The organism is Acidovorax cavernicola, from assembly GCF_003581445.1.
The window spans coordinates 73,038-88,498 of sequence record NZ_QXMN01000013.1 but is presented as its reverse complement, the minus strand read 5'-3'; the positions used below and the strand labels follow the sequence as shown (position 1 = coordinate 88,498).

The following is a 15,461-nucleotide window of genomic DNA, read 5'->3' as shown; positions in this document are numbered from 1 at the left end:
CCGATGCATCCCGTGGACTTCGTGACCCATCTGCGTGGCCTCGCCGCGCAGCGACCCGACGACATTGCGCTGATCGCCATCACTGATCGTGAAGGCAGCGCGCTCGACACCCCCATCAGCTACCGCACGCTCGATGCGCGCGTGCGCGGCCTCGCGGCGCATCTGCAGCAAGCCTTCGCGCCGGGCGGCCGCGCGCTCATCATGCTGGACAACAGCGACGACTACGTCGTGAGCTTCTTCGCCTGCCTTTATGCAGGCCTCGTCGCCGTGCCGGTGTTCCCGCCCGAGTCCACGCGCAAGCGCCACCTGGGCAAGCTCGAAGGCATCGCCGCCGATGCGGGCGCCTGCTGCGTATTGACCCATGCCGCCATCCGCGACGCGATGGCGAGTGTGGCTGACGCTTTCGCGCAGACAGTGCTCATCGCCGTGGACGAGATCGACGCCACCGGCGCCGACGCCTGGCGCCCGCACACGCCGGCCGCCACCGACATCGCCTTCCTGCAATACACCTCCGGCTCCACCTCGGCGCCCAAGGGCGTCATGGTCACGCATGCCAACCTGATGGCCAACATGCGCGCCATCGAGGAAGGCCTCTCGGTCAGCACGAGCGACACCTTCGTCACCTGGCTGCCGCTGAACCACGACATGGGCCTCATTGGCGGCCTGCTGCAGCCGATGCACCGCGGCGCCGTGGTGGCGCTCATGTCGCCGCGCTTCTTCCTCGAGCGGCCCGTGCGCTGGCTCGAGGCCGTGTCGCGGCTGCGCGCCACGGTCAGCGGCGGGCCCGACTTTGCCTACCGCCTGTGCCTGGACCGTGTGTCCGATGCGCAGCTGGCCAGGCTCGACCTGTCGTGCTGGCGCCTCGCGTTCTCGGGCGCCGAGCCGGTGCGCGCCGACACGCTGCGTTCGTTTCAGCAACGCTTTGCGCCCGCGGGCTTTCCGGCCGAAGCGGTCTACCCCTGCTATGGCCTGGCCGAATCGACGCTGTTCGTCACGGGCGGGCATCGCGGCACCGGCATGGTCGCGCACGCTTTCGACAAGGCGCGCCTGGCGCAAGGCTCGGTGGTACGCGACGACGACGGTGTCATGCTCGTCGGCTGCGGCCGCAGCGTCACGCACCACGCGGTGCGCATCGTCGATCCGGCCACGCTGGCCGCGTGCGCGGACGGCAACGTCGGCGAAATCTGGGCCTCGGGCCCGAGCCTGGGCAGCGGCTACTGGAACAAGCCCGAGGTGTCGCAGAAGACCTTCGTCGTGCAGGACGGCACCCGCTGGCTGCGCACCGGCGACCTGGGCTTCGTGCACGACGGGCAGCTGTATGTGGCGGGCCGCATCAAGGACATGATCATCGTGCGCGGCCACAACCTGTACCCGCAGGACATCGAGCGCGAAGTGGAGCGCGAGGTCGAGGCTGTGCGCAAGGGCCGCGTCGCGGCCTTCGCCGTCGAGGGACCGGAAGGCGAGGGCATCGGCCTGGCGGCCGAGGTGTCGCGCAGCATCCAGAAGATGGTGCGGCCCGAGGTGCTGGTCGAGGCGCTGAGCGCGGCCGTGAGCGAACAGTGCGGCGAGCCGCTGTCGGTCGTCATGCTGCTCAACCCGGGCGGCATGCCCAAGACCACGAGCGGCAAGCTGCAGCGCGGCGCCTGCCGCCAGGGCTGGATCGATCGCAGGGCGGATGCCTATGCCATCTACGCACACGGCGCGTTCGTGCTCGGCGGCAGCGCGCCTGCAGTCGACACATCCGACACCGCACTCGATGACGTCGAGCAGGTCCTCGCCACGATCTGGCACGAGGTGCTGCGCCGTCCCGCCGAGCGGCCGTTGGTGCGCGACGCGCACTTCTTCACGCACGGCGGCAACTCGCTCGCCGCCACGCAGGTGGCCGCGCGCATCGGCGAGCGCTGGGACATCGACTTCCCGCTGCGCGCGCTGTTCGAGCAGCCGCGCCTGGGCGATCTGGCCCGCGAGTTGCGGCGCGTGCTGGCGCTCGGCCAGCGCCGCGTGCACCAGCCGATTCCGGCGCTGCCGGTCGAACGCCGCATGGGTCTGCTCGCGCTGTCGCATGCGCAGGCGCGCCAGTGGTTCCTGTGGCAGCTCGATCCGAAGAACAGCGCCTACCACGTGGGCGTGGCGCTGCGCCTGTCGGGTGCGTTGAATGCCGACGCATTGAAGGCGGCCCTCGAAGGTCTGCTGGTGCGCCACGAGAGCCTGCGCACCGTGTTCCGCACGGCGGCCGATGGCACTGTGGGCCAGCAGGTGCTGCCGGCCGCGTCGCTGGCGCTGTCGCACATCGATCTGCGCGCGCTGCCGGCGGATGACCGCGAAGGCGCAGCCGCTGCCCAGGCGCGCAAGCTGCAGGCCGAGCCCTTCGATCTCGTGGCTGGCCCCGTGCTGCGCGCCGCGTGGCTCCAGCTCGGCGATGAGCGCCACATCCTCGCGATCGTCACGCACCACATCGTGTCCGATGGCGCGTCACTGCAGGTGCTGCTTGACGAGTTCGGTGCCGCCTACGCCGCGCATGCGAAGGGCGAGACGCTGTCGCTCGCCGCACCGGCCATCCAATACGCCGACTACGCCGCCTGGCAGCGCGACTGGCTCGCGGCGGGCGAGGCCGAGCGCCAATTGGCCTACTGGCGCACCCAGCTCGGCGACACGCATCCGGTGCTGGCCTTGCCCACGGACCGGCTCCGCCACGCGGTCGCCAACTACCGAGCCGCTTCGCATGCCTTCGATCTTGACGCAGCCCTCGTTGCCCGCCTGCACACGACCGCGCAGGCGCACGGCGCCACGCTGTTCATGGTGCTGCTCGCAGGCTTCCAGGCGCTGCTCCACCGCTACACGGGCCAGCGTGATGTGCGCGTGGGCGTGCCGGTCGCCAACCGCCACCGCCCCGAGACTGCGGGCCTGATCGGCTTCTTCGTCAACACGCAGGTGCTGCGCGCCACGCTGCACGGTCGCACCTCGTTCACGCAGCTGCTCGCGCAGACCCGCGAGGCCGCGCTCGGCGCGCAGGCCCACCAGGACCTGCCGTTCGAACAGCTCGTGGACGCCCTGCAGCCGCAACGCAGCCTGAGCCACAACCCGCTGTTCCAGGTGATGTTCAACCTGCTGCGCGAAGACACGGCGGTGCTGAGCGGCCTGCCGGGCCTGGCGGTCGACGAATACCGCATCGACGACAGCGCCGCGCAGTGCGAACTCGCGCTCGACATCCGCGAGCGTGCCGACGGCCAGGTGCACGCGGTCTTCACGACGGCGGTCGAGCTGTTCGATGGCGCGACTGTCGGACGCATGGCCGCGCACTACCGCGCGCTGCTCGAAGCACTGACGACCGACCCAGAGCGTGCCGTGGGTGATGCACCATGGCTCGCCGCCGATGAGCAGGCGCAACTGCGCGCCTGGGGTACGGGCACGTCGCACGCATTCGCGGCGACACCCGCCCACCGCCTGTTCGAAGCGCACGTCCGCCGCGCGCCCGAGGCCGTTGCGTTGATCGCAGGCGACACCGAAATTTCCTACGCCGCGCTCGATCGCCGCGCCAACCGCCTCGCGCACCGCCTGCTGCGCCACGGCGTGCGGCCCGACACGCCGGTCGCCGTGGCCGTCGAGGCCCCGATCGACCGCGTCGTCAGCCTGCTCGCTGTGATGAAAGCCGGCGGCACTTATCTGCCGATGGACCCGTCGCACCCGCCGCAGCGGCTGTCGCAGCTGCTGGCCGACAGCGGCGCTGCGCTGCTGCTGACCGGCAGCGGCAGTACGGTGGGCGAGGGAGGCACCGTCGCCCGCGTTGCGGTCGATGACGCATCGCTCGACGACGAACCGGCCGAGGCGCCGCAGCTCGCGCTGCACGACAGCCACCTGGCCTACGTGATCCACACCTCGGGCACCACCGGCCGCCCCAAGGGTGTGGCGGTGGCGCACGGCGCGCTGTCGATGCACCTGCAGGCCATGGCCGAAGCCTGCAGCTTCACGGCGGACGATCGTTCGCTGCAGTTCGCGCTGCCGCATGTCGATGCGGCCATCGAACAGTGCCTGCTGCCGCTGACCACCGGCGCCGCGCTGGTGCTGCAGTCGCAGTGGTGCTCGCTCGCCGGCGAGCTCGATGCCATGCTGCAGCGCCACCGCGTCAGCGTGGTCGACCTGCCGCCGGCCTACGCGCGCCAGCTGCTGCAAGACCAGCCGCCGCTGCATCACGCCGTGCGCCTCGCGCTCTTCGGCGGCGAGGCCTGGACCGGCGAAGACCTCGCGTTGATCCGCCGCGTGCTGCGGCCCGTACAGGTCGTGAACGCCTACGGCCCGACCGAAGCGGTGATCACGCCGACGCTCTGGTCCGCGCAGGCCGATGCCTCGATGCAGGGCTACGCCCCCATCGGCTGTCCGGTCGGGCGCCGCACCGCGCATGTGCTCGATGCCGACTTGCAGCCGGTGCCGCAAGGCGTGCCCGGCGAGCTGTACCTCGGCGGCGACGGCCTTGCGCGCGGCTACCTCGGCCGCGCGGCGCTGACCGCCGATCGCTTCGTCGCCGACCCTTTCGACGCCCCGGGCGGTCGCCTGTACCGCACCGGCGACCTGGTGCGCTGGCGCGCCGACGGCCAGCTCGAATACCTGGAGCGGCTCGACCACCAGGTGAAGGTGCGGGGCTTCCGCATCGAGTTGGGCGAGGTCGAGGCGCGGCTGCGCGAGCAGCCCGGCGTGCGCGAGGCGCTGGTGTGCCTGCACGACGGCGCGACCGGCCCGTCGCTCGTCGGCTATGTCGCACCGGCCGCGGGCGCATCGCTCGACGCGACCACGCTCAAGACACAACTGGCGCAGGCGCTGCCCGACTACATGGTGCCGTCCGCGCTCATGGTGCTCGACAGCTTCCCGCTCGGCGCCAACGGCAAGGTCGATCGCCGCGCACTGCCCGCGCCCGCCGCTGCGGGTGCGCAGGGCTACGAGGCGCCGAGCGGCGACGTCGCGCAGACGCTGGCCGCAATCTGGGCCGAGCTGCTCAAGGTCGCGCAGGTCGGCCTGCACGACAACTTCTTCGACCTCGGCGGCAACTCGCTGCTCGTGATCCGCATGCACCGGCTGGTGGAAGACCGCCTGCAGCCGGGCCTCGCGGTGGTCGATCTCTTCAAGTACCCGACCGTCGGCGCGCTCGCCCGGCATATCGAGCAGCTGGGGCGCGGCTCCGCCGCTGCGACCGATGACGCCCAGCTGGCGAAGCAGCGCGCGCAGCAACAGCGCGCGGCCCTGCTGCAACGCCGCCGGCCCACGGAAAGAACCCTCTGATGCACGCGCAAGACGACACCCAGCCTTCCCCCGACACCACGGGCCTCGAGATCGCCATCGTCGGCATGGCCGGCCGCTTTCCCGGCGCGCCAGATGTCGACGCCTTCTGGCGCAACATCCGCGACGGCGTTGAGTCCGTCACCGCCTTCAGCGACGACGAGCTGCGCGCGCGCGGCGTGCCCGAGCGCGCGTTGGCCGACCCCGACTACGTGAAGGCCGGCGTGCTGTTCGACGGTTTCGACCGCTTCGACGCCGGCTTCTTCGGCTACTCGCCGCGCGAGGCCGAGCACCTCGATCCGCAGCAGCGCATCTTTCTCGAATGCGCCTGGGAAGCGATGGACCACGCCGGCTGGCCGACGGGGCCGAAGGGCGGGGCGCCCGTGGGCGTCTACGCGGGCGACGGGCCCAACCTCTATCTCATGAAGCACCTGCTGCCCGCCTTCGGCGTGGACGCCGGCACCGGCATCGCCGACATGCTGGGCCTCATGAGCGGCAATTCCGCCGGGTCGCTGTGCACCCGCGTGTCGTACAAGCTCGACCTGCGCGGTCCGGCCGTGAGCGTGCAGACCGAATGCTCGACCTCGCTGGTGGCCGTGCACATGGCCTGCCAGGGGCTGCTGAGCCACGACTGCGACATGGCGCTGGCCGGCGGCGTGTGGCTCAACCTGCTGCAGGAGGGCGGCTACCGCTACCAGAACGGCGCCATCCTCTCGCCCGACGGCCACTGCCGCGCCTTCGACGCCAAGGCCGCGGGCACCGTGATCGGCAGCGGCGCGGGCATCGTCGTGCTGCGGCGGCTGGCCGACGCGCTGCGCGACGGCGACACCATCCACGCCGTGATCAAGGGCACGGCCGCCAACAACGACGGCGCCGACAAGATCGGCTTCACTGCACCGAGCGTGCAGGGCCAGGCCGGCGCGATCCGCGCGGCACAGCTGATGGCCGACGTGCCCGCGCACACGGTCGGCTACGTCGAGGCGCACGGCACCGGCACCACGCTGGGCGACCCGATCGAGCTGGCCGCGCTCACGCAGGCCTTCCGTGCGGATGGCGATGACGGCGGGCGCTGCGGCTACTGCGCCATCGGCTCGGTCAAGACCAACATCGGCCACCTCGATGCGGCAGCCGGCGTGGCCGGGCTCATCAAGGCGACGCTGGCGCTGCGGCACCGCACGCTGCCGCCGAGCCTGCACTTCGAGCAACCGAACCCGCAGATCGATTTCGCGAACAGCCCGTTCCGTGTGAACACCGAGGCGCAGCCCTGGCCCGAGGGCGACACGCCGCGCCGCGCGGGCGTCAGTTCCTTCGGCATCGGCGGGACCAATGTGCATGTGGTGCTGGAAGAAGCACCGCCTGTGGCCGCGGTCACCGCGGCGACCGGCTGGCAGGTGCTGCCGCTGTCGACCCGCAGCGCGCCCGCGACGCGCCAGGCCGCGCAACAACTGGCCGACCACCTGCGTGCGAATCCGGCGCTGCCGCTCACCGATGTCGCGCACACCCTGCAATCGGGCCGTCGCGCCTTCGAGCACCGCAGCGCGGTCGTGGCCGACCATGCCGACGGCGCGGTGCAGATGCTGTCGGCCGGCGAAGGCCTGGCTGTGCGCGCAGCGCCCGCGCACGCGCCCGAAGTGGCTTTCCTCTTTCCCGGCGGCGGCACGCAGCACGCCCAGATGGGCCGCGCGCTGTACCAGGACGATGCGGCCTTCCGCGACGACATCGACCGCTGCTGCGCGCTGCTGGAGCCCGAGCTGGGCTTCGACCTGCGCACCGTGCTGTTCCCCGCGCCCGGCAGCGAAGCCGAAGCCGATGCGCGACTGTTCGACATCGCGCTCGCGCAACCCGCGCTCTTCGTCGTCGAGTACGCGATGGCGCAGTGGTGGATGCGCCGCGGCGTGCGCCCTGCGGTGATGATGGGCCACAGCCTCGGCGAGTACGTCGCGGCCTGCCTCGCGGGCGTGTTCCGCCTCGAGGACGCGCTGCGCGTCGCGGCCCTGCGCGGGCGCCTGCTGCAGTCGATGCCGCCGGGTGCGATGACCGCCGTGCCGCTGTCGCAAGCCGCGCTCTCGCCATTCCTGGCGCCGGGCTGCGACCTGGCCGCGGCCAATGCCGAGCAGCTGTGCGTGATCTCCGGTCCTCTCGAAGCGGTCGAGGCCGCCGAGGCGCGGCTGCGCGCGGCGGGCCACCTGCCGCGCCGGCTGCATGTGTCGATCGCCTCGCATTCGGCGATGACCGAACCGCTGTGCGCGCCGCTCGAAGGGCTCATCGCCTCGGTGCCGCGTCGGCCGCCGACGATTCCCTTCGTCTCGAACGTCACGGGCCAGCTCATCACGCCCGAAGAAGCCATGAGCCCCGCCTACTGGGCGCGGCATTTGCGCGGCACCGTGCAGTACGTCGATGGCGTGCGCACGCTGCTGCAGACACCGGGCCGCGTGCTGCTCGAAGTCGGTCCCGGCGAAACGCTGGCGGGCCTGGCGCGCCAGCATCCGCTGGCCGACACGGCGGCCGGCGTGTTCGCCAGCCAGGCGCATCCGCAGCAACAGGCGCGCAACGCGCAGCAGATCGCGCAGACGCTGGCGCAGCTGTGGGTCGCGGGCGTGGACATCGACTGGACCGCCTGCCGCGCCGGCGCCGCGCGTCGGCGCGTGCCGCTGCCGGCGTATCCGTTCCAGCGCCGCCGCTACTGGGTCGAAGCACCCGGTGCGGTGAAGGCGGTGCAACGCCCCGCCGGCGACGCGTTCTACGTGCCGTCCTGGCAGCGCACGGAGCCGCTGGCCGCTGTGGCTTTGTCCAAAGCGGAAGGCTGCCTGCTCGTGCTGGGCGATAGTCGCAGCCTCACGGGCCACCTCGTGCGGCAGCTGCGTGCGCAAGGCCGCACCGTGGTGCTCGGCGAGCGCGGCGGTGCCTTCGCTCGCGTGGGCCACGGCCACTGGACGCTGCGCCCCGGCGCGCGCGACGACCATGCCCGCCTGCAGGCGGAGGTCGCGGCCGACTTCGGCGCCGTGGCCGGCATCTACCACCTCTGGAGCCTCGACGAGGCGCCGTCCGCGCAGCAGCCGCAGGCCGACCTGCTCGAACGCAGTTTCTTCAGCGTGCTCGCGCTGGTGCAGTCGCTGGACGCCGGCAATCACACGCTGCCGCTGGCCGTTGTCGCGAACCAGCTCGAAGACGTCACCGGCACCGAACCGCTGTGCCCCGAGAAGGCCACGCTGCGCGGCATCGGCAAGGTGATCGGCCAGGAATACCCGCGCGTGCATTGCCGCGTGATCGACGTGGTGCTGCCCGCGCCCGAGAGCGATGCCGAGGGCCGGCTGGTCGCGCAGATCGTGGCCGAGGCCACGGCGCTGCAGGTCGAGCCCGGCGAGCCGCTGGTGGCCTGCCGTGGCCCGCACCGCTGGGTGAAGACCTACGAACCCGCCACGCTCCCTGCGGCCGCGCAGCCCCGGCTGCGTCGCGAGGGGGTCTACCTTGTCACCGGTGGCCTCGGTGGTGTCGGCCTGGCGCTGGCGAAGCATCTGGCCGCGCAGTGGCAGGCGCGGCTGGTGCTGCTCGGCCGCACGGCGCTGCCGGCGCGCGCGGAGTGGCCCGCGCTGGTCGCGGCCGAGGGCACGCCCGCCGATCTGAAGATGCGGCTGCATCAGCTGCTCGAACTCGAAGCGCTGGGCGCGCAGGTGCTCACCGTGTCGGCCGACGTGTCCGACGCGGACGCGATGCGCGCCGCCTTCGCGCAGGCGCAGGAGCGCTTCGGCGCGCTGCACGGCGTCGTGCATGCGGCGGGCGATGCGGGCGGCGGCATGATGGCCAGCCGCACGCGCGCGCAGGTCGACACCGTCTTCGCGACCAAGGTGCGCGGCACCCGCGTGCTGTTCGACGCGCTGCGCGGCCAGCCGCTGGATTTCGTGCTGCTGTGCTCTTCCATCTCCAGCGTGGCTGGCGGCCTGGGCATGAGCGACTACGCCGCGGCCAACGCCTACCTCGACGCCGTGGCCGTCACACACGAACGGCTCGGCGCGTTCCCGGTGTTCTCGGTCAACTGGGACGCCTGGCGCGGCCTGGGCATGGCCGCGCACATGGACGTGCCCGACGACATCGGCATGGACGGCCCCGAGGGCGCGCGCGTGTTCGAGCGCATCGTCAATGGCCCGGCGCGCGCGCAGACCGTCATCTCGACCACCGACCTGGCCACGCGCCTGGGCCCGCTGGACAACGGCATGCTCGATCTGCTCGGCGACGAAGCGCCCGCCGTTGCCGCAGGCTCGGCGCACCCGCGCCCCGCGCTGCAGACCCCGTTCGTCGCGCCGCAGGGCGAGGTCGAGACGGCGCTGGCCGCGCTGTGGACCGAGCGCCTGGGCATCGCGCCCATCGGCGTGGACGACAACCTGTTCGAACTCGGCGGCGATTCGCTCGTGGCCATCCAGTTGCTGTCGCGCGTGCGCAAGCTCTACGCGACCGAGCTGCATCCGAGCGAGTTCTTCAAGGCACCGACCATCGCCGGCCTGGCCGCGCGGCTCGGTGCTTCGACCGCCACCACACCGCAGCGCGGCGCGATGGAGATCACGCCTGTCGCGCGCGGCGGGGCCTTGCCGCTGTCGCCGATGCAGCATCGCCTCTGGCTGGTCGACCGCCTCACCGACGTGGCCAACCGCAGCGGCCGTGCGGCCTACAACATGTCGGCCGGCCTCGCCTTGCACGGCGAGCTCGACATCGACGCACTGCGCGCGGCCATCGACGCGATCGTCGCGCGCCACGAGGTGCTGCGAACCGTATTCACCGAGGACGACGACGGCGAGCCGATGGCCGTCGTGCGCCCCGGTGCGCCGCTCGACATTCCGGTGATCGCACTCGACGACGGCGAGCCCGCCGCGCGCGGGGCGCGCTACGGCCGGCTGTTCGACGAGCTGGTGCGCGCACCGCTCGCCTTGGCCGAAGGGCCGCTCATCAAGGCGACCGTGGTGCGCATGACCGCGCGCGAGCATGTGCTGGTGCTCGTGGTGCATCACATCGTGTTCGACGGCTGGTCGATCGCCGTGTTCGCGCGCGAACTGGCCGCTTTCTACGAGCGCGCACGGCGCGGCCAGCCGCTGCAGCTGGCGCCGCTGCCCGTGCAGTACGCCGACTACGCCGCCTGGTATGCGCGCGCGCTGGCGTCGGACGGCTTCGCGCCGAAGGCCGCGTTCTGGCGCGAGCGCCTGGCGGGTGCGCCGCAGGGCTCGGGCATCCGTCCCGACCTGCAGCGCCCGGCCGTGCCCACGCATGCCGGCGATTCGGTGCGGCTCACGCTGACGCCCGCGCTGTCGCAGTCGCTGGCCGCGCTCGCGCGCGCGTCGGACACGTCGCTCTTCACGCTGCTGCTGTCGTCGTTCTTCCTGTTCTTCCACCAGGCCTCGGGTGCGGACGACATCGTGATCGGCACCGACGTGGCGGGCCGCGGGCATCCGGACCTCGAAGGGCTGCTCGGCTTCTTCGTCAACGTGGTGCCGCTGCGTTCGCGCCGTGCGAACGGGGCCACCGATTTCGCGCAATGGCTGAGCGCCACCAAGGCCGACACGCTGGCCGCGATGGACCACCAGGACGTGCCCTTCGACCGCATCGTCGAGCTGTCGGGCGTGCCGCGCGCGCGTGACCGCAACCCGCTCGTGCAGGTGCTTTTCGTGCTCCAGAACACACCCGAGATCCGGTTCGCCATCGAAGGCGCCGAGGTCGAGGTGCTGCCCCAGCAGATGAACGAGTCCAAGTTCGACCTGGCGGTCTTCGCCAGCGAACAGGACGGCGCGCTCACCGCCGAGTGGGTGTTCGCCACCGACCTCTACCGACGGGAGACCGTCGAAACCTTCACCGCTTCATGGCATGCGCTGCTGGAGCGGATCGTCGCCACACCGGGCCAGCCCATCGACGCGCTGGCCCCCATGCCCAAGCAGGAATCCATTGCCATGAACAACGCTCCCAACGTCCGCCCGGCCTCGAAACTGGACAAGCTCGGCAAACTCGGAAAGCTCGACGCCCTGGGCGCCGGCCGCGCACCCGCGCGCGCCGCCGCGCGGCCCGCGGTCCAGACCTCGTTCCTGAAGCCCGGCGCCGAATTCCCCATCGTGCTGCAGGCCACCAGCCCCGACCTGGACACCGTGGCATGGGCCAAGGGCCAGGCCGACTACATCGAGATGCTGGTCGCCAAGCACGGCGGCATCCTGTTCCGCGACTTCGGCCTGAAGACCCCGCAGGACTTCGAGGCCTTCGCCGAGGCCATCGAGCCCGAGCTGTACGGCAGCTATGGCGACCTGCCGAAGAAGGAGGGCGGCAAGAAGACCTACCGCTCCACGCCGTACCCCGAGCGCCAGATGATCCTGTACCACAACGAGAGCGCGCACCTGGACCGCTGGCCGCGCAAGCAGTGGTTCTTCTGCGAGCTGCCCTCGCCCGTGGGCGGTGCCACGCCCATCGTCGATTGCCGCGAGATGCTGCGCCGCCTGCCGGCCGACGTGGTCGCCGGCTTCGAGCGCAAGGGCCTGCAGTACGTGCGCACCTTCACGCCGGGTCTGGACGTGAGCTGGCAGGACTTCTACAAGACCGATCGCCGCGAAGACGTCGAGGCGCGCCTGGCCGCCGCCGGCATCGAATGGCGCTGGTTCGACGGCGACACGCTGCAGACGCGCACGAGCTGCCCGGCCGTGATCCGCCATCCGCTGACCGGCGAGCGCGTTTTCTTCAACCAGGTGCAGCTGCACCATGTCGCTTGCCTCGAAGCGCAGGTGCGCGAAGACCTGCTGGCCATGGGCGGCGTCGAGCGACTGCCGCGCCACGTGACCTACGGCGACGGCTCGCCCATCGCCGACGAGACCATGGCCATCGTCGGCGAAGCCTACGAGGCCTGCGCCGTGCGCTTCGACTGGCGCCAGGGCGACGTCGTGATGCTCGACAACATGCTCGCCGCGCACGCCCGCGACCCGTTCGAAGGCCCGCGAAAGATCGTGGTGGCGATGGGCGCGATGTTCGACCGCGCCGCACTCGACGACGGCGCTCAGGGCGCAAACGGTGCGCAGACCCGCCTGGCCGACGAGCAGGGCGCATGAACGGAATGACGACCATGACCGAGCACTTTGACGAAACGACCTTCCCGCTGAGCCCCGAACAACGCGCGGTGCCGGCCGATGCGCCGAACCTGCTGCTGCGCGCCGACATCGAAGGCGCGCTCGACACGGACCGCCTGCGCGACGTGGTGACGCGCGTGCTGTCCGCCCACGGCGCGCTGTGCAGCGCCATCCGCGCGGTGCCGGGCTACCGCGGCCTTCGCCAGCAATACACCGACGGCATGGCGCCCCTGGCCTGGGCGAATGCGGACCTGCGCGATGCGCCCGAATCCGGCTTGGCCGAATGGCTGGCTAACACGCAGGCGGCGCCCTTGGACATCGCGCGCGGCGAGATGGTCCGCGCCGGGCTTGCGCGCGCCGGCGAGGCACGCCACTCGCTGGCCCTCGTCGTCCATGCCCGGGTGGGTGACCGGGGCAGCCTGCAGCATCTGTTCGATCAGATCGCCACGGCATTCGCGGATGCGGACAGCTTCGACGCGGCCGAGGTGTTCCCGTACGCACGCTTCGTGACGTGGCGCCAGGACCTGCTCGACGGCGAAGACGCCGCCGAGGGCCGCGCCTACTGGCAGCGCTACCTGGCACAGGCCGCTTCGCTCACGCCGCCACGTCTGGTCGGGCGGCAGGCGGGTGTCGCGCAACAGGCTGCGCGCGTGCATGCCGATGACGCGTTCGACGCCGGCTTTGCAGGCCGCATCGCCGCTTGCGCCGACGCATTGGGCGCGCAGCCTGACACCCTGCTGCAGGCCGTCTGGTGGCTCCTGCTCGCGCGGCTGGACGGCATCGGCCGTTTCGCCGCCGGCTGGCAGCACGACTGCCGCCGCGACTACCCGCCGATGCAGGGCGCGGTCGGCGTGTTCGACAAGGTGCTGCCGCTCATCGTCGAGACCGCACCCGAGACGCGCTTTGCCGACTGGTTCGACAACCTCGACGGCACCTTGGCCGCGCATGTCGAAGCGCAGGAGTACTGGGCCGTCGAGGCGCCGCCCATCGCCGCACACCTTGCGGTCGGCTTTGCGTGCCACGAACGGCCGCTTGGGCATGGCGTCGATCTGCAATGGCAACTGGCCACGCTGCCGGCGCCGCTGCCGAATTTCGAACTGGCCTTGCAGGTCGCATGGGACGTCGACGGTGCCGCGCTGTCGGTGCATGCCGATGCAGCGCGTCACAGCGAAGCTGCGGCGCAGCGCCTGCTGATGCAGTACCGCTGCCTGCTGGAGGCCGTGGTCGAACGCCCCGACACCGCGCTCGGTGCGCTGCCGCTGGTCGGCGCACGCGAGCGCGACCTGCTGCTGCAATCGCAGGAAGCCGTCGCCGATGTGGGAACGCAGACCGTCACGCAGCGCATCGCGCACTGGGCCGCCGAAACGCCCGACGCGCCCGCGCTCGAAGCCGGTGGGCAGCGCCTGAGCTACCGCGAACTCGACCAGCGCATCGGCTGCGTCGCCCATTGGCTGCAAGGGCAGGGCGTGACGGCCGGCGCGATCGTCGCGCTCAACCTGCCGCGCGCGTTCGACCTGCCGGTGGCGATCCTCGCAGTCTGGCGCGCGGGTGCCGCCTACCTGCCGCTCGACCCCGACTGGCCCGAGGCGCGCCGCGCGGCGGTGCTGGCCGATGCAATGCCGGTGTTCACCATCGACGCGGCATTGCCCGATGCAGCCGCGCTGCCTGAAACGCTGGCCGCACCGCACGCTGCCGCGCCCAGCGACCTCGCCTACGTGCTCTACACCTCCGGTTCCACCGGCACGCCCAAGGGCGTGGCCGTGGAGCAAGGCCAGCTGCAGAACTATGTGGCGGCTGCTTCGGCGGCGATGAAGCTCGAAACCTGCCGCCGCTGGGCGCTCACCAGCTCGGTGGCGGCCGACCTGGGCAACACCGCGCTGTTCGGCGCGTTCTACAACGGCGCCTGCCTCGTCGTGGCGGCGCCGCACGAGGCGAAGGATGCCGAGGCCTTCGCGCGCTTCATGAGCGCGCATGCCATCGACGCGTTGAAGATCGTGCCCTCGCACCTCGAAGCGCTGCTCGAAGGCGCCGCGCCCAGCCTGCCGCGCACGCTGGTGCTGGGCGGCGAGGCCGCGCCGCGCGCGCTGGTCGAGCGCATCGCGAAGCTGGCGCCGCAGTGCGCCATCTACAACCACTACGGGCCGACCGAGGCCACGGTCGGAGTCATGGTGCATGCGGTCGAAGCCGGCGCGCCGGTGCCGGAGCAACTGCCGCTGACACGCGTGCTCGCGAACAACCGTGTGCGTGTGCTCGACGCGTCGCGCGGGCTCGTGCCGGCCGGTGGCCTGGGAGAGGTCTACATCGGCGGTGCGCAACTGTGCCGTGGCTACCTGAACCGCGCGAATGCCGATGCGGGCGATGTCTTCGTTGCCGATCCGTTCCGCGCCGGCGAGCGGCTCTACCGCACCGGCGACCTCGCGTGGGTGCTGCCCGAAGGCGGCTTGCGGCTGGCGGGGCGTGCCGACCACCAGGTGAAGGTCCACGGCTACCGCGTCGAGCCGGCCGAGATCGAAGCGGCGCTGCTGGCGCGGCCCGGCGTGCGCCAGGCCGTGGTGCTGGCCGTGCCCGATGCGGCTGGCGCGACCACGCTGGCCGCCTTCTTCGTCGGCGACAGCGAAGCGGCCGACGGCCGCGCGCTGCGCGAACAGCTCGGCGCGCTGCTGCCCGCGCACATGGTGCCCGCGAGCTGCACGGCCGTGAGCGCCTTCGCACGCCTGCCGAACGGCAAGATCGACCGGCTCGCGCTGGCGGCCTCGGCGCCGACCGATGCGCCGCAGCGCGCCATCGCGCCGCCGCGCGACGCGCTCGAAGCGCTGCTCGCGGACGGCATGGCCACCTTGCTGGGCAGCGGCCCGGTCGGCGTGGAAGACGATTTCTTCGAACTCGGCGGCCACTCGCTGCAGGTCATCAAGCTGGTGGCGCGCATCCGCAAGCTGCTGCAGGTCGAAGTGGCGGCCGGCGTGGTGTTCGACCACCCGACGCCCGCGGCGCTCGCCGCCGTGCTGCGCGAGGCCAGCGCCGATGCGGCCGCGCTCGAACAGCTGGCGCAGGCGCACCGGCAGCGCGACCTGGCCGACGAATCCGTGGGCGAGGCCGCATGAGCATGAC

3 protein-coding genes are annotated in these 15,461 nt (G+C 71.8%); all 3 read left to right on the top strand.

The genetic code is table 11. From position 1 onward, the window contains the following. Positions 1-3: 3 nt before the first annotated feature. The 3 genes from D3H34_RS12975 to D3H34_RS12965 are packed head-to-tail and all read left to right on the top strand — an operon-like array spanning position 4 to position 15,454. The gene (locus tag D3H34_RS12975) at positions 4-5,271 is read left to right on the top strand and encodes a non-ribosomal peptide synthetase (RefSeq protein WP_119553915.1); all 5,268 of its coding nucleotides are present in this window, start codon (positions 4-6) and stop codon (positions 5,269-5,271) included. Beyond that, a complete protein-coding gene (locus D3H34_RS34920; RefSeq protein WP_119553869.1) occupies positions 5,271-12,335 on the top strand; it encodes a type I polyketide synthase in 7,065 nt (2,354 codons plus the stop codon). The genes D3H34_RS12975 and D3H34_RS34920 overlap by 1 nt, the downstream gene beginning before the upstream one ends. Positions 12,336-12,349: 14 nt before the next feature. Further along, positions 12,350-15,454: a non-ribosomal peptide synthetase gene (locus tag D3H34_RS12965; RefSeq protein ID WP_205736718.1), complete on the top strand. Its 3,105-nt coding sequence runs from the start codon at positions 12,350-12,352 to the stop codon at positions 15,452-15,454. Positions 15,455-15,461: the final 7 nt, after the last annotated feature.